Source organism: Microbacterium sp. 05T445, from assembly GCF_056395865.1.
The window spans coordinates 303,808-320,777 of the sequence record NZ_JBFTKJ010000001.1 but is presented as its reverse complement, the minus strand read 5'-3'; the positions used below and the strand labels follow the sequence as shown (position 1 = coordinate 320,777).

The window sequence follows — 16,970 nt, the reverse complement described above, 5'->3', positions numbered from 1 at the left end:
CGAACGCGAGGAGCAGGTCATGCGCGCAGCAGTCGTAGGGTCTTTCGGAGCACCGGCGGAGATCCAGGACCGCCCGATCCCGCAGCCGGGGCCGGGGCAGGTGCTCGTCCGCCTGGAGACGTGCGGGCTGTGCCATACCGACATCCATGCCATGCGCGGCGACTGGCCGGTCAAACCGAATCTGCCACTGGTGCCCGGGCACGAGGGCGTGGGCATCGTCGAGCAGCTCGGCGACGGTGTGACCAGCCGCACGGTCGGGCAGCGAGTGGCGATGCCGTGGCTCGGTCACGCCTGCGGCGAGTGCCGTTACTGCGTGGACGGCCGCGAGAACCTCTGCGAGCAGCAGTTCAACAACGGGTATGCGGTCGACGGCGGGTACGCGGAGTACATGCTCGCCGACGCGCGTTTCGCGGTCCCCGTTCCCGACGGTGTCACGCCGCTGGATGCCGCGCCCTTGACGTGCGCGGGAGTCACGACGTACGCCGCGATCAAGAATGCGCATGTCACTCCGGGGGAGACGGTCGTCGTGTTCGGCATCGGCGGCCTCGGGCACCTCGCGGTGCAGTACGCCCGGCTCGTCGGCGCGAAGGTCATCGCGGTGGATGTCACCGAGGAGAAGCTGGCGCTGGCCACCGAGCTCGGCGCGGATCACGTGGTGAACGCGCGCACGAGCGATCCGGTCGAGGCGATCCGCGTCATGGGGGGAGCGGACGTGGCCGTCATGCTCGCCGTCGCGCCGTCGGTCTTCCAGCAGGCCTTCGACGCGCTCAACCGCGGCGGCCGGCTCGTCCTCGTGTCGCTGCCGGCCGACGGCTCGCTCACGATCCCCATCTTCGACACCGTGCTCAAGGGCATCAGCATCATCGGCTCCATCGTGGGCACGCGTCAGGATCTCGTCGAGGTGTTCGACCTTCACGCGGCGGGACGCACGCGTGTGATCACGCAGACCCGTCAGCTCGACGAGGTCAACGCCTCGGTGGACGAGGTGCTGGCGGGCACGGTGCCGGCGCGGCTGGTCTTCACCTACGGGACGGATGCCGCGGGGTAGTCGTCGCCGGGGACGAGCCCGCGCCCGTCCCGGCGGGCGTCGACTCGCCGATGGCACGGCGTGCGACGGCGCGGCCCGACGTCAGGGACGGATGACCAGCAGCGAGCTGGTGGCGGTCGCGAGTGCGCGGCCGGCGGAGTCCTCGAGCACTCCCTCGGCGAAGATCACACGTTGCCCGCCCTTCACGACGCGGCCTCGTGCACGCAGGCGGCCCATCGTCGACAGGACTGGGCGCAGGTACGAGACGTTGAGGTCGATCGACGTGTAGCCGACTCCCGCCGGCAGCGTCGTGTGCGCTGCGCATCCCACGACGGAGTCGAGCAGCGTGCAGGCGAGCCCGCCGTGCACCATGCCGAGCGGGTTGTCGTGGTACTCCCCGGGGTCGCACTCGAAGACCGCTTCTCCGGGGTCGGCCGACACGAGCCAGAAGTTCATGAGCCGTGAGATCGGCGGGGGCGGGTACTCGCCGGCGATCATCGCCCGGAGGTAGGCGAGCCCGTCCAGGTCGCGCGATGCGGCCAGCGGCGGCTTCGGATCCTCCCAGCTGACGCTGCGTGTTCGGTCGACGTGGGACTCCATCCCCACAGGATAGGAGCACCGGGTAGCCGTGTACTGACAGTCCCTGCCTCATCACGGCGGGCGGGCCTAACGTCGAGAGCATGAGCACAGTGACTTTGAACAACGGCGTCGCGATGCCCGCGCTCGGATTCGGCGTCTTCCAGACCCCGCCCGCGGAGACGAAGGATGCCGTCGCCACGGCGCTGGCGAGCGGGTATCGGTTGATCGACACGGCAGCCGCCTACGGGAACGAGCGCGGCGTCGGCGACGCGATCCGCGAGTCGGGGCTCGACCGGAACGAGGTCTTCATCGAGACGAAGGTGTGGATCAGTGACTACGGCTACGACCAGACCCTGCACGCCTTCGAGAAGAGCGTCCGCAAGCTCGGCGTCGAGCAGATCGACCTGCTCCTGCTGCACCAGGCGCTGCCGGGCGAGTTCGACAGGACCCTCTCGGCGTACCGGGCGCTGGAGACGCTGCTGGCGGACGGACGGGTCCGTGCGATCGGCGTGAGCAACTTCATGCCCGCCCACCTCCGTACCCTCCTCGCCGCGACGGACGTCGTGCCGGCGGTCAACCAGATCGAGGTCCACCCGTTCTTCACCCAGCCTGAGGCGCAGGCCGCCGACGCCGAGGACGGCATCCTCACCCAGGCATGGTCCCCGATCGGCGGCATCACCGCCTATCGCGGGGAGAGCGCGACGAGCACGTTCACCGACCCGACGATCCTCGAGATCGCCGCCGCCCACGGGAAGACGGCCGCGCAGACGATGCTGCGCTGGCATCTGCAGCAGGGTCGTTCCGCGATCCCGAAGTCCGTCAAGCCCGAACGCATCCGCGAGAACTTCGACGTCTTCGACTTCGCCCTCACCGACGACGAGCTGGACCGCATCGACGCCCTCGACCGTGGTGTGCGCGGTGGGCCCGAGCCGGAAGCGATCACGCTCGAGAGCTTCGGACGAGACATCCCCGAGGAATGAGACCACGTCCGGGGACGCGGCAGCCGCGGCGGTCCGCACCTGCACGGTCGGGATTGAACGGCGAACCGCCGATCGGATGAGTCTCGTGTCGGAGACCGCGGGCCCCCGCGCTCGTCAGCAACACGATCAGCGTGTGCTTTAGGCTAGCCTTACCTGTCCGTCGTCGAGGGGTTCCCCATGCCTTCACGCCTGTCTTCTGCTGCGCGTCTGCGCCGGATGCTCGTCGCTCCCGTCGTCGTCGTGGGACTCGCTCTCGCGGGATGCGCCGGCGGCACGGGCGGTGGAGACTCCGCGGACCCCGAGGCGCTCGTGGTCTACAACGCACAGCATGAGCAGCTCACCCAGGAATGGGCGGATGCCTTCACCGCCGAGACCGGCATCGACGTCGTGCTCCGCAACGGCGACGACAGCGAACTGGCCAACCAGCTCGTCCAGGAGGGCACGGCGTCGAAGGCCGACGTGTTCCTGACGGAGAACTCGCCGGCGATGTCGCTCGTCGAGGATGCCGGACGCTTCGCCCCGGTCGACGACACGACGCTGGCGCTGGTGCCCGAGCAGTACCGCCCCTCGTCCGGTCTGTGGACGGGCATCGCGGCACGATCGACGGTGCTCGTCTACAACCCCGATCTCATCTCGGAGGACGAGCTCCCCGCATCCCTGATGGACCTCTCTCAGCCGGAGTGGAAGGGGCGATGGGGGGCAGCGCCCGCGAAGGCGGACTTCCAGGCGATCGTGTCGGCGGTGCTCGCCACCCAGGGCGAGGACGCCACTCGCGCATGGTTGGAGGGCATGGCCGAGAACTCCGTCCAGTACCGCAACAACATCGTCACGATGAAGGCGGTCAACGCCGGCGAGGTGCCGATGGGCATCATCTACCACTACTACTGGTTCCGTGATCAGGATGCCGCGGCCGAGGACAGCGCGAGCACGAAGCTGCACTACTTCGGCAACCAGGACCCCGGTGCGTTCGTGAGCATCTCGGGCGGCGGGGTGCTGAAGAACGCGCCGCACGCGGACGAAGCACAGCAGTTCCTCGCCTTCATCGCGGGCGAGAAGGGCCAGAAGATCCTCGGCGAGGGGTACAGCTTCGAATACCCGGTCGCGTCCGACATCGCCGCGAAGCCCGAACTGCCGCCGCTCGCAGAGCTCGACGCGCCCGCGATCGACCCGTCCACGCTCAACGGGCCGGCCGTCATCGAGCTCATGACGGAAGCCGGACTCCTCTGACCCAGCTCCAGACGCGGACATCGACGCGCGGCACGAATGAGAGGCGCCCGCCCGTCGGTCTCGTCGTCGTCGTAGCGGTCCTCGCGCTGGGCGCCCTGGTCCCCATCGGGTACGTCGTGCAGGCTGCCGTCGCGATGGGATGGGACGAGCTGTCGGCGCTCGTGTTCCGGCCGAAGGTCGGCGAGCTGCTCGTGAACACCGTGCTGCTCGTCGTGATCGGCGTGCCCGCGACAGTGGTGCTCGGCGTCGGCTGCGCCTGGCTGGTGGAGCGCACGACGCTCCCCGGGCGCGGCGTGTTCAAGGTCGCGCTCGCCGCGCCCTTGGCGATCCCCGCCTTCGTCGCCAGCTACGGCTGGGCCAGTGCCATCCCGTCCATCCACGGGTTGTGGGCGGCGGTGCTGGTCGCGACACTGGCGTACTTCCCGCTGGTGTTCCTCCCGGCTCTCGCCGCGATCAGGGGCCTGGACCCTGCACTCGAGGAGTCCGCCCGCTCGCTCGGCATGGGGTCCTGGGCGGTGTTCTTCCGCGTGGTCGCGCCGCAGCTTCGGCTCGCCGTGCTCGGCGGTGCACTGGTCGTCGGGCTGCACCTGCTGGCCGAATACGGGGCGTTCGCGTTCCTCCGCTTCGACACGTTCACGACGGCGATCGTCGTCGCGTACGAGAGCATGTTCGCCGGTCCGAACGCGGCGGCGCTCGGCCTGGTGCTCGCACTGCTGTGCCTGATCCTGCTGGGCGTCGAGTCGGCGGCCCGGGGCCGCGCTCGATACGCCCGCGTCGGCGGCGGATCGCCGCACCCGGCCGTCGACCTCCGCCTGGGTCGCCTGACCGCGCCCGTGCTGGTCGCCCTCACGCTGCTCCTGACGGGCGCCCTCGTCGTGCCGCTGACGAGCGTCGGGCGTTGGCTGCTGCGAGCGGATGCCGCCGCCTACGGCGACGTCGTGATCGCAGCGCTGCAGACCCTGGCCCTCGCTCTCGCCGGAGCGGTGTGCACGATCGCTGTCGCGCTCCCGTTCGCCTGGCTGGCCGTGCGCTATCCGGGGCGGCTGTCACGGATCCTCGAGGGGGCGGCGTATCTGGCCAGCAGCCTGCCGGCGATCATCGTGGCGCTCGCGTTCGTCGCCGTCACCCTCGCCTTCGCTCCGGGGCTGTACCAGACGGCGTTCACGGTCATCGCCGCGTATGTGGTGATCTTCCTCCCGCGGGCGCTCGTGCCGCTGCGTGCCGGACTGTCGCAGGTGCCGGAGTCGTTGGAGGAAGCCGCCCGAGCGCTCGCCGTGCCGCCTGTCGCGGCCCGGCTGCGGGTGACCGTGCCGTTGCTGCTGCCCGCGATCGGCGCCGGGGGAGCGCTGGTGGCTCTCGGGGCCGCCAACGAACTGACTGCGACGCTGCTCCTCGCCCCCACCGGCACCAGCACCGTCGCGACGAGCTTCTGGTCGGCGGCATCCGCGCTCGACTATCCGACCGCGGCGCCGTACGCCGTCCTGCTGGTGCTGATGTCGGTGCCGGCGGTCGCACTCATGTTCACCCACGCGACGGGGAGGACCCTGCGATGACCCTGCGATTGGAAGCGGTGTCGAAGTCGTTCGGCGGCACCGAGGTGCTGCGCGAGGTGTCGCTCGAGGTGCCGCGCGGCACGCGGCTCGCCCTCGTGGGCGCGTCCGGCAGCGGGAAGACCACGCTGCTGAGGATCGTCGCCGGCTTCGTCGACCCCGACGGCGGTGTCGTCAGTCTTGCCGGACGGGAACTCGCCGGGAACGGCAGGGCGGTACCCACCCATCGGCGTGGAATCGGCTACGTCGCACAGGACGGTGCGCTCTTCCCGCATCTGTCCGTCGCGCGCAACATCGCGTTCGGGCTGCCGCGCGGCCCGGGCAGGGCGAAGCGCGTGCGTGAACTTCTCGACCTCGCTTCCCTGCACCCCGATCTCGCCGACAGGATGCCGCATGAGCTGTCCGGTGGTCAGCAGCAGCGCGTCGCGCTGGCGCGGGCGCTCGCCCAGGAGCCGAGCGTGATCCTCCTCGACGAGCCGTTCAGCGCTCTGGACACCGGGCTGCGTTCAGCCACGCGGGAGGCGGTCGTCGACGTGCTCGAGCGCAGTGGGGTGACCGCCGTGCTCGTCACCCACGATCAGCACGAGGCGCTGTCGTTCGGCCATCAGGTGGGAGTCCTCGCCGGCGGTCGCCTGGTGCAGGCGGGCGACCCGATGGCCGTGTACGACGCTCCGATCGACGCGGGCGTGGCCCTCTTCCTCGGAGACGCGCTCGTGATCCCGGCCCACTCGGATTCGGACGGCGTGGAATGCGGATTCGGACGGCTCACCGTCCGTCACGATCTGTCGGGCGGTGCTGTGCGGGTTCGCGCGATGGTTCGTCCCGCCCAGCTGCGCGTCGCGGCGGCGGCGCATGGAGCGGCATCCACGCTCGCTCCAGTCGCCAACGGCACGGTGGTCGCCGTCCGTCCCGCCGGGTCGACTGCCGACCTCCGGCTGAGCGTCGGCTCCGGCGAGTTCCACACCGAGTTCATGTACCGGGTGCCGCAGCACCGCGCCGCGGCGTTCGCGCCGGGCACACCGGTGCGTGTGATCGTCGAGGGCGGGGTCGTGCTCTACGCGGCACCGGGGGAACCCGGCTCGACAGGAGCCATCGTCATGCCCGGTGGGGGCGCGGGCGTTCCCGGCTGATCCTCGCGGCCGGAGAACTCCGCAGCCGCCCGCCCAGCATCGCGACCCGGGCACCCGCGCTGACGTAGATCCGGTAGGCCAGCACGCCGACCACGAACGACAGGAGCGTCCCGAGCCACGGGGCGCTCTGCTCGAACGGCGGGTACACCTGCCAGTGCGTGAGATAGACGAACAGGGATGCCGCGGCCACCGTGGCGACGAGCGGCACGACGATCCGCGGAAGCGGGATCGCCCGGACCCACACCAGCGCGAGGATGCCGCCCGCCACGATCGCCTCTCGCAGCGGCTCCCCGAAGAAGCCGAAGCTCGTCACGACCGCGACGACGGAGACGAGGATGCGACGTGCGGTCGTGTCGGCACGGGCCACGAGCCATCCGAGGGCGACCAGCCACAGCACGACAGGCGCGGCATACCGTTCGACGTGCTCGGCGGTGGTGCCGGCGATCGCGAAGCGCGCGGCGAGCGTGACCGCGAAGACCGCCAGCGCGAAGCCGAACGGTGCCCTGCGCTCGAGCCGGTCGATTCGACGCATGGCGAACATGGCGGCTGCCGCCGCGAACGACCACAGCATCGCCTCGAGGAACCAGAACTGCCATTGCTCGTTCCATCGCCCATCGCTGGGGACGAAGTTGTTGACGAGCGCGGCGGTGGTCGGTGCGTACTGGCGCGTGATCAGGGCCACCGCACCGATCCAGAGCACGGCGGGCACCGCGAGTTGGAGTGCGCTGCGTCCGAGCCGTCGAAGGCGTGTGGTGCCCGCGACGGACGCCAGCTGGAACCTCGCGAGGTTGTACCCGGCGACCGCGAGCAGCAGATGTGCTCCGCCCTTCACGGCGATGAGGTCGGCGTGCGTCGCGACGACCAGGAAGATCGCGGCCGCCCGCAGCACCGCAGGGGTCTCCAGGCGCGTCCATGTGAACCACCGCCGCGAGGGTCGGTGCGTCGCGGGAGCCTTCCCCGCCGGGAGGCCGACGCCGGAGGGGGCGGCTTCGGGGGCGGCCACGGCGCGCTGCGACAACACTCGCGGGGTCGACGTCGGCCAGTCGCGCGGGAGCGCCGCCCCCAAGAGTTCTTCGAGCCGCAGGGAGATCTCGACGTAACTCAGCGAGTCGCCGCCCAGGCCCGCGAACGAGTCGTCGATGCCGGCGTCCGGCGCGCCGAGGAGCGCCCGGTACATGTCGCGGATCGTCTCGGGCGTCACGGTCGTCGGCGCGGCCGCGACCTGCTCTCCGGCATGGTCCTGCAGTTCTGCGAGGCGGACCAGCGCGGCGTAGTCTCGCTTCCCGCTCGGCGTGCGCGGGAACTCCGCAACGGCGTGCGCGCCGATGACGTGGCGGGGAATGCCGATGAGCGCGGCTGCGCGGTCACGTGCCCGCGTGACGTCGCGTTCCGAGGTTGCGAACAGCAGCAGTCGTTCGGCGGCACCCGCCGCGCGGACCTCCATCCCTTCCTCCGCGAGCAGGTGCTCGACGCGGTCGAGATCCACACGCAGGCCGAACACCTTCACGAAGCGGTTCATGCGCCCGACGATCTCGTAGATGCCGTCGGTGCGCCGGCGGGCGACATCCCCCGTGCGCAATTCGGACACCGTCGACCCGAGAGCGAGGTCGGTCGGAGCGTGCGCGTACCCCATCATCACGTTCGGGCCCTGATACACGAGCTCGCCCGATTCGGCGCCGTCCACGGCGTCGATACGGAACGTCCCACCCGGAATCGGACGCCCGATCGTGCCGGCATGCGTCGCGGCGAGCTCCGGTGGCAGGTAGGCCATTCGCGCCGTCGCCTCGGTCTGCCCGTACATCACGAACAGCTCGAACCCGTTCTCGTCGCCGAGTTGTGCGAACCGACGCACCGCACCCGGATCCATGCGCCCGCCCGCTTGCGTCAGATATCGAAGAGACGGCAGTTCGGCGCCCGTGAAGCCACCCGCCTCGAGCAGTTCGAACGTGTAAGGCACGCCCGCGAACGACGTCACGCGGTGGTGCCGCGCTTCGCGCCAGAACGCCGCGTCCGAGACCGAATGGTCTGTGAGCATCAGGCTGGCGCCGGCAAGAAGGTGACTGTTGACGACCGACAATCCGTAGCAGTACTGGAGCGGCAGCGTGGTGGCAGCGCGGTCGGAGGGGGTCAGGCTGAGATACTCGGCGATCGCGGCCGCGTTGTTCTGCACGTTCTCGACCGACAACCGCACGAGCTTGGGCGAGCCGGTCGAGCCCGACGTGCTGGCGAGTACCGCCAGGTCGACATGGAACTCGTGCCGGCTCCCGGCGCGGCGTTCTCCCAACTCCCAACCGGAGGGGGCAGCGTGAGCCACGACGTCGGGATCGAATCGGTCGATGAGCGAGGTTCGCTGGCGGCGCGCCGATTCGTCGTCGCCATCGGGGACCAGCAGGACCGGGTGGCCGCCTTCGAGCGCAGCCAGGTACGTCACGAGGGGCTCGACGTCGCTGCGGGCCGCGATCATGACGAGTCGGCGGATGTCGCCGAGCTCCTCACGGCGCTGGGATACCCGGCGCCGCAACTCGGCGTACGTGATGGACTCGCCGCCGATGACGAGTGCGGGTGCGTCGGGCTCCCCTCCGAGCAGCGACAGTCCGAGCGCGGGCGCGGTCAACGTCATGAGGATTATGGCTTTCTCTTGAGTTGACCGCGGGAAGGCTCACGCGATCGTGCAAGGTATGGCTATCCTAACCTCCGCCAGGCTCGCTATTACGGGAAGTCCCCGGCAGAGGTCCGAAGGGCTTCGAGGCTCCCCGTCGTCGAACCCGACGGCGACAGCCGCCCCGTGAGCTGATCAGCGTCGGGAGACCGGGCGTACCGGGGGATCGCTGCAGGCAGCGGTGTACGATCGCGGTGAGGGCACCAAGACCCAGCGCCTGCTCATTTCACTGTGAACGGCGGGGAGCGATGTCCACCACAGCCGGCCAGGAGCCGACAGGCGATGCCTTCTCGCTCGCTGCGGCGGCACTCGCCGGGGGAGACGACGATCTGTGCTCGCCGCTGCGAGAGGCCGTCTCGATGCCGGGCGCGGTGATCTCCACTCTCGGTTCGCCGATGGGGTCGCAGACCGTGTGCGCCAGCACGCGGTTGGGAGCACGAATCGACGAGATCCAGATCGACCTCGGTGAGGGTCCTTCGTGGGAGGCCCTGCGTACCCGTCGCCCGGTCGCGGCATCCGATCTCCAGGTCCGCGGCGGCGCGCTGTGGCCAGGCGCCTGGGCAGCCCTCCGAGAGCTCGACCTGGGGTCGCTCTACGCGTTCCCCCTGTTCGTCGGCACGGTCGGAATCGGGTCTATCGGGGTGTATTCGACGGTCGCCCGCGAGCTGTCCGGCGCCGACATCACCGGGCTGAGCAGGCTCGCCGTCATCGTCTCCCTCACACTCCTGCGCCGAGCGCTGAATCGTCTCGAGGTGACGGACGGTGAAACGGCCGACGAGCCCTACTCTCGTCGCGAGGTGCATCAGGCGACCGGGATGGTGGCGGCCAGGAACGACCTCGGCGTAGACGATGCGCTCATGCTCCTCCGCGGCCACGCGTACGCGGCCGGCCGACCAGTGCGCGACGTCGCGGCCGATGTCATCGCACGGCGGCTCGACCTGAGCGTGTGACGGGCGAAGGCTTAGGATGACGGCATGACGGCGCTCACCCGCGAGCATCAGCTGCTGGGAACCTTCGTCACTCTGGCGGACTCCCTCGTCGATGACTTCGACGTCGTCGACGTGCTCCAGCACCTTGTGGACGAGTGCATCTCGCTCTTCGATGCATCCGCGGCCGGGATCCTCCTGCTGAGCCCGTCCAATCAGCTCGAGGTGATCGTCTCCACGAGCGAGAGAAGCGAGCTCGTCGAGCTGATGCAGTTGAAGGTCGGTGCCGGCCCCTGCGTGGAGGCGGCGACGACCGGCGAGGTCGTCTCGGTGGACGACATCGACCAGATCGCGGACCGCTGGCCGGCTTTCGCCACGGACGCCCGTGCCTCCGGGTTCTCGTCGATCCACGCGATTCCGCTGCGGTTGCGGAACTCGACCCTGGGATCGCTGAACCTCCTGCGGGACGAACCGGGAGCGCTCAATGCCGCCGATGCCGCTGCAGCGCAGGCCCTGGCCGACATCGCGACCATCAGCATCCTGCAGCAGCGATTGGTCGAGGAGTCCGAACTCGCCCAGGCTCAGCTCCAGCGCGCACTCGACAGCCGGGTGGTGATCGAACAGGCGAAGGGGTACCTCGCTCAGCGGCAGGGTATCGACATGGATGAGGCGTTCGCGCGGATACGGAGCCATGCGCGCTCCACCCGGACTCGCATCGGTGTGGTCGCGGCCGACGTCATCGCCGGACGACTGGTCCTCTGACCCACGCGGTCGGGCCGGGCCAGGATCTGCGTGACCTCGTCGGCGCCGGGTCGCCGCGTGAGGTCCTCCTCGACCATGTACCTGTCGGGGCGCCATCCGTGCGCAGCGTCGCCGGCAAGGAGCCGATGAGGACCGCATCGAGCCCCAGCAGCGCCGCGCCGCCGTGATTCGTCTGTGCCTGCGTCCTCAGGATCGGACGTCACGCGCCCATCCTGTGCGCCTCACAGCCGAGGAGGCACCGCCGCGGAAGACATGGGCCCGCGGGCTATGAGATCCGTTCGGCGGGGGTGCGGTTCTCGGCGCCGACCATCCAGGCGAACTGCTCCAGCCGCTCCAGGACCTCATGGAGGATGTCGGCGCTCGTCGGGTCTTCCTCATCGACGGCGTCGTGCACGTCGCGGCACGTGGAGATTGCCGCGTCGAGGCGTTCGACGACGAGGTCGACGACCTCGGCGGTGTCGATCTCGCCAGGCGGGAACTCCGGCAGCGTCGTCGTCTCGGCGACGGTGTCGCTGCGTCCGTCCGGGACAGCATGGAGTGCGCGCATCCTCTCCGCGACGGTGTCGCTGAGCTCCCGGGCGGCGTCGATGATGTCGTCGAGCTGGCGGTGGGTGTCGCGGAAGTTCTTCCCCACGACGTTCCAGTGGGCCTGCTTGCCTTGCGATGCGAGCTCGATCAGATCGACCAAGACCTTCTGAAGGTTCTCGCTCAGCGTCTTCGAAGCGGTGAATCCGCGTTCGGCGTTCTGCTCCCGTGTGAGCTCCGCCCCCTTGGCAGCACGTCGCTTGTTGCGGGCGGGGGCTGTCTTCTTCGCGGTCTGCGTAGGCATGCTCGCTCCTTCGTTCGGATGCGCCCACGCTAGAACGCCTTCCAGATCGTGGAGAGGGGATTGCCGGGCCTGGCGCACGCGTGCTATCCGGCATTCCTGGGAGGCGTGCCAGCCTCGGCGGCGGTCGCACGTCGAGCCGGATATGCCCTTCGGCGATGTCCGCGCGGGCCCACGGAATCCGAGAGGTTCGCTGCGTCTCCAGCGGCGATCACCCACTGGTGTCTGGGAGGAAGTGTTCCCACGCCCGTCGTCGATCGCGACGGGGGTCGTTCTCGACGCGATCCGTCACGTCGATGATCAGCGTGGAGCGGTCGGGTTCGCGGTACGAGGGCCACGTGTCCTCGGGTGCAGCACCGGCGGCGAATCTCAGCCACATGATCCGCATGCGCTGGCCGGCCGCCGCATACTGCTCCGCCCCGCCGAACGCTGTGATTATCCGCGCCATCGCAAGGTCGGTGCGGGCGAAGAGTGCGAACATCTCGACCCCATGGGTGGCGTCCAGGCCGAGAATCTCCAGCAGCCGCGGTGCCACGTCGAAGCGGTACGCCCAGGTCGGGGCGAAGCGCGAGTGGTAGTCGGCGAGCCGCGTGCTGGGGAACCAGAAGCCGAAGTCCCCGCTGAAGTCTGCGGCGGCCCGTCGCGCGGGCAGTCCAGGATAGACGGCGCGCATTCGACGCCGAGCACCGGCGGGGGCGCGCGCGAAGAGCGCCTCGATCCGCCGGGGTGTCCGCGGCAGGATGTCGACGCGGCCGCGGAAGATCGCCCCCTCGCGATCGTTCGTCCCGATGATGAGCGGAACGCGGTGCGCCGCTCCGTCGCGGAACGCCCGCAATGGACTCTGGGGCAGGAAGTCGCCGTCGATGACCGGCGCGAGGCAGAAGGTGCCGGGGTAGGCGTCCGGTGTTCGGATCTGGAGCACCGTGCACGCCGTGACGAGCTCGCCCGGCGTCGCGGTCAGAAGCAGCTCGTGCGCCGTGCGGGGGACAGGGCGAGCTTCGACGGACTCCTCTGCGTCGCGTCTCGCGCGTGACTCGATCACCTGGTGGAGGATCTGGACGTACTCACCCGCCCATCGCCGACTCAACGACGGCGGGTAGACGGCACCCGGGGGCGGGCTCTCGGCGATGGCCCGGGCGAACAGCCCGCGCGCGGACGGTGTCGCCATCAGCGTCGTCACCGCGTTGCCACCTGCCGAGGTGCCGAACACCGTCACGTTCTCGGCGTCGCCGCCGAAGGCACCGATGTTCTCTCGCACCCACTTCAGCAGCGCCACCTGATCGCGAAGCCCGAGATTGCTCGCGAACGGTCGATCTCGGGTCGAGTAGCCACTGAAGTCGAGGTAGCCGAGCGGCCCCAGTCGATAGTTGAAGCTGACGTACACGACGTGGCCGTCGCGGACGAACCCCTCGCCCTGCCCAGAGAAGTCTCGGGACGATCCGACGCTGTAACCGCCGCCGTGGATGTACACCATGACGGGCAGGGGGAGCGAGCTGTGATCATCCCAGACGGGCGCGTGCACGTTCACCGTCAAGCAGTCCTCGTCTGCTGCGATCACCGCTGATGGCGGGTGGATGAGCGGATTGCGGATCGTCTGCGGGGCGGCCGGACCGAAGTCGAGGGCGTCGCGGATGCCCTCCCACGGTTCTACATCGACGGGACTCGCGAGCCGCCGTCTCCCCACGGGCGGCGCGGCATACGGGATTCCGCGCCAGGTGAGCAGCCCGCGTTGCCGCAGGCCGCGTACCACTCCACCGACGACTCGCACGTCGACGGTCTCGTCGTCGTGCCTCCGGCGGCGAGTGATCACGATCGCACGCTGCTCACGTCTTCACCTCAGCCTGATCGGACCGCATCCGCAAGAGGACGGCCGGTCTGCGATGCTCTCCGCTGGCCGCTATGTGGAGAAACCGAGATCCCTCGTGCGACGTACCGCTTCACTTCGTGAGGAGACTCCGAGCTTCCGGTAGAGCGAGATCAACTCGGACTTGACGGTGTTGCGGGAAATGTGGAGACGCTCGCCGATCTCCTGCATCGACAGGTAGGTCGGGAGCAGTGGCACGAGTCTCAGCTCGGCTGCTGTCAGCGATGACGCTCCGATCGGAGACGTGCGGATCTGTCCGATCCGCGCCTGGAGCAGCGCGACGGTGTCGGGCAAGGTGCCGAGGTCAGGGCGGCGCTTCAGGATTCGGGTGGCCTGGCTGAGCGCTGCCGCGGCGCCGTCCTGATCGGCGAAGCCCAGGTACGCGCGCGCGAGCTCGACGAGCGCCTGAACCGAAACGACGGGAAGTGCATCCGTCAGCAAGGGGCGCAGCTGTGCCGCGCGGCGCGACAGACGCCGCGCGGCATGCATGTCCCCGGCGTGCGCGGCCGATCGAGCAGCAGCAGCGAACACCAGCGCGCTGGTCCAGTAGCCACCGAACTCGCCTTGCTCCACCACACTCAACGCGCGATGCGCGAGGAAGTCGGCGGCCGGCCAGTCGTCGCGTTCGGTGGCCACGACACAACGTTCGGCGAGGATGAGGCTCACGAACGGCATGTTTCCCATTGCGGCGGCCAGGTCGGAGGCGCGAGCCATGATCGCGTCGGCTTGATCGAGGTCGGCTTCCAACAGGTAGGAGACACCCTCGACATGCGCCATCGTCGCACGGAACGGGCTTCCCGGCCCAAGAGCCTCCCACGCGGATCGGGCGTCGCGCCGCATGGCCGCCACACCGTCTCGGGCCAGGTTCGCGCGCAGGTAGGAGAGCATGCCTGCAACGCTGCTTCCATCCTTGAGCAGGCCCGGTTGGGGAGGCATCCGCTCGGCCACTTCCGCCCACCGCTCAGCCTCGGAGGCGCGTCCGAGCAGAGCGTAGATCAGGGCGCCGTGAGCCATCACCGCCGAATAGTGTCGGGCAGATGGATGCCCCTCGAGCCACTGCATCCACCGCAGCACGGTGTCGACACGTCCGCTTGCCCAGACCGGGCTCATGAGCTCGAGGATGAGCGTGGCGACCAAGTCGGCATCAGCGGCAGCCTGGGCATGCTCGATGGCGTCTTCCGGCATGTCGTTGGCCACGTACCACGCAGCTGCTCGCGAGTGCAGCTGCGCGATCTCGTTCGGACCCTGCATCCGGAGCTCAGCGAGCATGTGCTCGCGCAGCAGGTGATGGTAGCGGTACCACATGCGTTGACGATCGAGAGGGATGACGAGCAGGTTGCGGCCGACGAGATCCTCCAGCTCACGGGCTGACCCGTTCATGTCGGCCACGGCGTCGCAGAGCGGCCCGCACAGCCGCTCGAGCACGGAGGTCCGCAGCAGCAGGCGCGCCTCGGTCGGCGTCACCCGCGACAGCAGCTCTGAGCGAAGATACTCCCCGACCCACCGGTCGTCGCCCCCGAACGAGAGATCGCCGATGGGCCTTCCGGTCCGCATCGCCAACGCGGCAAGATACAGCCCGACCGGCCAGCCCTCGGTGCGAGCGAGCAGTTCCGCGGTTCGCATGGCGGGAGCCTCGACACCCGCCCCCGCCAGCAGCTGGCCGGCCTCGGTTTCGGACATCGCGAGGTCGACGGGCCCGAGCTCCATGATCCGACCCTGGGCGCGAAGCCGGGCGGTGGGGATCGGCAGCGGCTCCCGAGAGGCCATCGCCAGTCGCCAGCCGTCGGGGACTCGTATCGCGAACTCCGTGAGAGCCGCGTGCGACGCTGTGCTGGACACATGCTCGAGGTGATCGAGCACGATCGTCATCGGCGGCCCGGCCGGGGCGATGGCGGCGACGAGCGCCGGGACGATGCCGATTCCGCCACCGTTGGCGGCGAGCAGCCGTGACGCCGTTGCGTCCAGCGGCGACACCGCATCGATCGCCTTCGTCACATCGGACCAGAGTGCGGCGGGGTCGTCATCCGTGTTGTCGCACGACACCCAGGCGACTCGCGCTCCCTGCCGCTCCGCCCATTGCGCGAGGAGAGTGGTCTTGCCGTAACCGGGCGGGGCCACCATGGCGATGACGGGCGATTCCGAGACGAGGAGTCGCTCTATCAACGACGTTCTGATCACGATCCCGGCACGTGCGACAGGTGGCCGGAACTTCGGTCCGAGGGGTGGCGGGGTGACCGTCTCGGCGGACGTATCCGCTCGTAGACGTGACGAGACCTTCACGCCCCCCGGCACTTTGCTGAAGCTACTCGGGACTCGCCGACGAATCAACGGAGGGCGTTGCACACCGTCCGGCCGTGTGTGGGATGCCGCGTGGCAGCGCCGACTGTGCGGGGCGTCGGGAATCAGTTCGCCGGGGAGACCGGTCGCGGAGTCTCCGTGAACGAGCCCCGTGTCGAGCCACCGCTGACACGCTTCCGCAGGACGCGATACGTGTAGCCCTGGTAGAGCAACACGAGGGGGAAGAAGATGGCGGCCGCGACTGTCATGACGCTGAGCGCGTAGGGGCTGGATGCGGTCTCGGCGACGGTGAGGCTGTATTCCGGCTGCGTGCTGGAGACGATCACGTTGGGGTACAGACCGGCGAAGAGCGAGCCGACTGTCGCCGCCATGGCAATCGCGCTCGCAATGAACGCACCCTTGTCGTGGCCACGTCGCGATGCGAACGGCGCCGCGGCGAGCGAAATGAGCGCGGCGGACAGAAGCAGGTATGCGGGCCACCCCGGCCCGGCGACCAGCACGATCCACACCGCGCTGACCGCGACCATCACGAGGGCGACGACGCTGAGCGTCCGGTTCCATCGTGTCGCACGCTGTCGGAGCTCGTCCGTGGTGCGGAGGGTGAGGAACGTGGCGCCGTGCAGCAGACACAGACTCACGAGGGTCAGTCCCATCCAGATACCGAGCCCGGTGAACAGGCTCCAGACACGGCCGGTGAAGGTGCCGTCGGAGTCGATGGGCAGCCCCGCGACCAGGTCGCCGAGAGCCAGGCCGAGCACGAACGGAGCGACGAGGCTCCCAACGACCAGGCCGAGGCTCCACCCGCCTCGCCAAGAGTTCCGGCGGCCTTTGCTGCGCCACTCGATCGCGACCCCGCGGGCGATGAGGGCGAGCAGCAACAGCACGATGCCGAGATACAGGGCCGACAGCCAGGTCGCGTACCACGCGGGGAATGCGGCGAAGATCGCCGCGGCACCGACGACGAGCCACACCTCGTTGCCGTCCCAGAACGGGGCGATCGTGTTGATCACGGTGCGGCGACCGGCTTCGGTGCGGCCGATCACGCCGTGGAGTGCGCCGACACCGAAGTCGAACCCCTCCAGCACGAAGAATCCGGTCCAGAACACAGCGATGATGGCGAACCAGACATCGGGCAGGTTCAT

At 69.4% G+C, this 16,970-nt stretch carries 13 protein-coding genes; 7 read left to right on the top strand and 6 right to left on the bottom strand.

Going from position 1 to position 16,970, the window contains the following annotated elements; all coding sequences use genetic code 11:
* Window positions 1-19: 19 nt before the first annotated feature.
* On the top strand, window positions 20-1,048 hold the full coding sequence (gene adhP, locus AC1DDU_RS01440) for an alcohol dehydrogenase AdhP (protein ID WP_477430849.1): 1,029 nt from the start codon (window positions 20-22) through the stop codon (window positions 1,046-1,048).
* 81 nt (window positions 1,049-1,129) lie between these two features.
* Here the strand turns inward: adhP and AC1DDU_RS01435 are convergent, their stop codons facing one another.
* Entirely contained in the window at window positions 1,130-1,627 is a 498-nt protein-coding gene (locus tag AC1DDU_RS01435) for a PaaI family thioesterase (protein ID WP_477430848.1), read from the bottom strand.
* Window positions 1,628-1,707: 80 nt separating this feature from the next.
* Here AC1DDU_RS01435 and AC1DDU_RS01430 point away from each other — a divergent pair, with 80 nt between their 5' ends.
* The 4 genes from AC1DDU_RS01430 to AC1DDU_RS01415 all read left to right on the top strand — a co-directional run bounded on the left by AC1DDU_RS01430 (window position 1,708) and on the right by AC1DDU_RS01415 (window position 6,493).
* A complete protein-coding gene (locus AC1DDU_RS01430; protein ID WP_477430847.1) occupies window positions 1,708-2,586 on the top strand; it encodes an aldo/keto reductase in 879 nt (292 codons plus the stop codon).
* A 177-nt stretch (window positions 2,587-2,763) separates the two neighbouring features.
* Window positions 2,764-3,813 (top strand): iron ABC transporter substrate-binding protein, encoded by a 1,050-nt coding sequence (locus AC1DDU_RS01425; protein WP_477430846.1) that lies wholly within the window; start codon window positions 2,764-2,766, stop codon window positions 3,811-3,813.
* A 116-nt stretch (window positions 3,814-3,929) separates the two neighbouring features.
* Complete coding sequence (locus AC1DDU_RS01420) at window positions 3,930-5,366, top strand: ABC transporter permease (RefSeq protein WP_477430845.1); 1,437 nt, start codon at window positions 3,930-3,932, stop codon at window positions 5,364-5,366.
* On the top strand, window positions 5,363-6,493 hold the full coding sequence (locus AC1DDU_RS01415) for an ABC transporter ATP-binding protein (protein ID WP_477430844.1): 1,131 nt from the start codon (window positions 5,363-5,365) through the stop codon (window positions 6,491-6,493). The genes AC1DDU_RS01420 and AC1DDU_RS01415 overlap by 4 nt, the downstream gene beginning before the upstream one ends.
* Here AC1DDU_RS01415 and AC1DDU_RS01410 read toward each other — a convergent pair.
* Window positions 6,459-9,113 (bottom strand): AMP-binding protein, encoded by a 2,655-nt coding sequence (locus AC1DDU_RS01410; RefSeq protein ID WP_477430843.1) that lies wholly within the window; start codon window positions 9,111-9,113, stop codon window positions 6,459-6,461. The genes AC1DDU_RS01415 and AC1DDU_RS01410 overlap by 35 nt on opposite strands.
* Before the next feature lie 287 nt (window positions 9,114-9,400).
* Here AC1DDU_RS01410 and AC1DDU_RS01405 point away from each other — a divergent pair, with 287 nt between their 5' ends.
* Both AC1DDU_RS01405 and AC1DDU_RS01400 read left to right on the top strand, forming a co-directional pair.
* Complete coding sequence (locus tag AC1DDU_RS01405; RefSeq protein ID WP_477430842.1) at window positions 9,401-10,102, top strand: GAF and ANTAR domain-containing protein; 702 nt, start codon at window positions 9,401-9,403, stop codon at window positions 10,100-10,102.
* A 24-nt stretch (window positions 10,103-10,126) separates the two neighbouring features.
* Window positions 10,127-10,840 carry a GAF and ANTAR domain-containing protein gene (locus AC1DDU_RS01400; protein WP_477430841.1) on the top strand — a complete coding sequence of 238 codons (714 nt, stop codon included), beginning with the start codon at window positions 10,127-10,129 and terminating at the stop codon, window positions 10,838-10,840.
* Between the two features lie 265 nt (window positions 10,841-11,105).
* On the opposite strand, the gene AC1DDU_RS01395 is transcribed toward AC1DDU_RS01400, so the two are convergent.
* From AC1DDU_RS01395 to cydB, 4 genes are all read right to left on the bottom strand, one after another.
* Entirely contained in the window at window positions 11,106-11,669 is a 564-nt protein-coding gene (locus tag AC1DDU_RS01395) for a Dps family protein (protein WP_477433391.1), read from the bottom strand.
* A gap of 208 nt (window positions 11,670-11,877) precedes the next feature.
* Window positions 11,878-13,476, bottom strand: coding sequence for a carboxylesterase/lipase family protein (locus AC1DDU_RS01390; protein WP_477430840.1), 1,599 nt, complete (start codon window positions 13,474-13,476; stop codon window positions 11,878-11,880).
* Between the two features lie 87 nt (window positions 13,477-13,563).
* Complete coding sequence (locus AC1DDU_RS01385) at window positions 13,564-15,708, bottom strand: winged helix-turn-helix domain-containing protein (RefSeq protein WP_477430839.1); 2,145 nt, start codon at window positions 15,706-15,708, stop codon at window positions 13,564-13,566.
* 224 nt (window positions 15,709-15,932) lie between these two features.
* Complete coding sequence (gene cydB / locus AC1DDU_RS01380) at window positions 15,933-16,970, bottom strand: cytochrome d ubiquinol oxidase subunit II (protein WP_477430838.1); 1,038 nt, start codon at window positions 16,968-16,970, stop codon at window positions 15,933-15,935.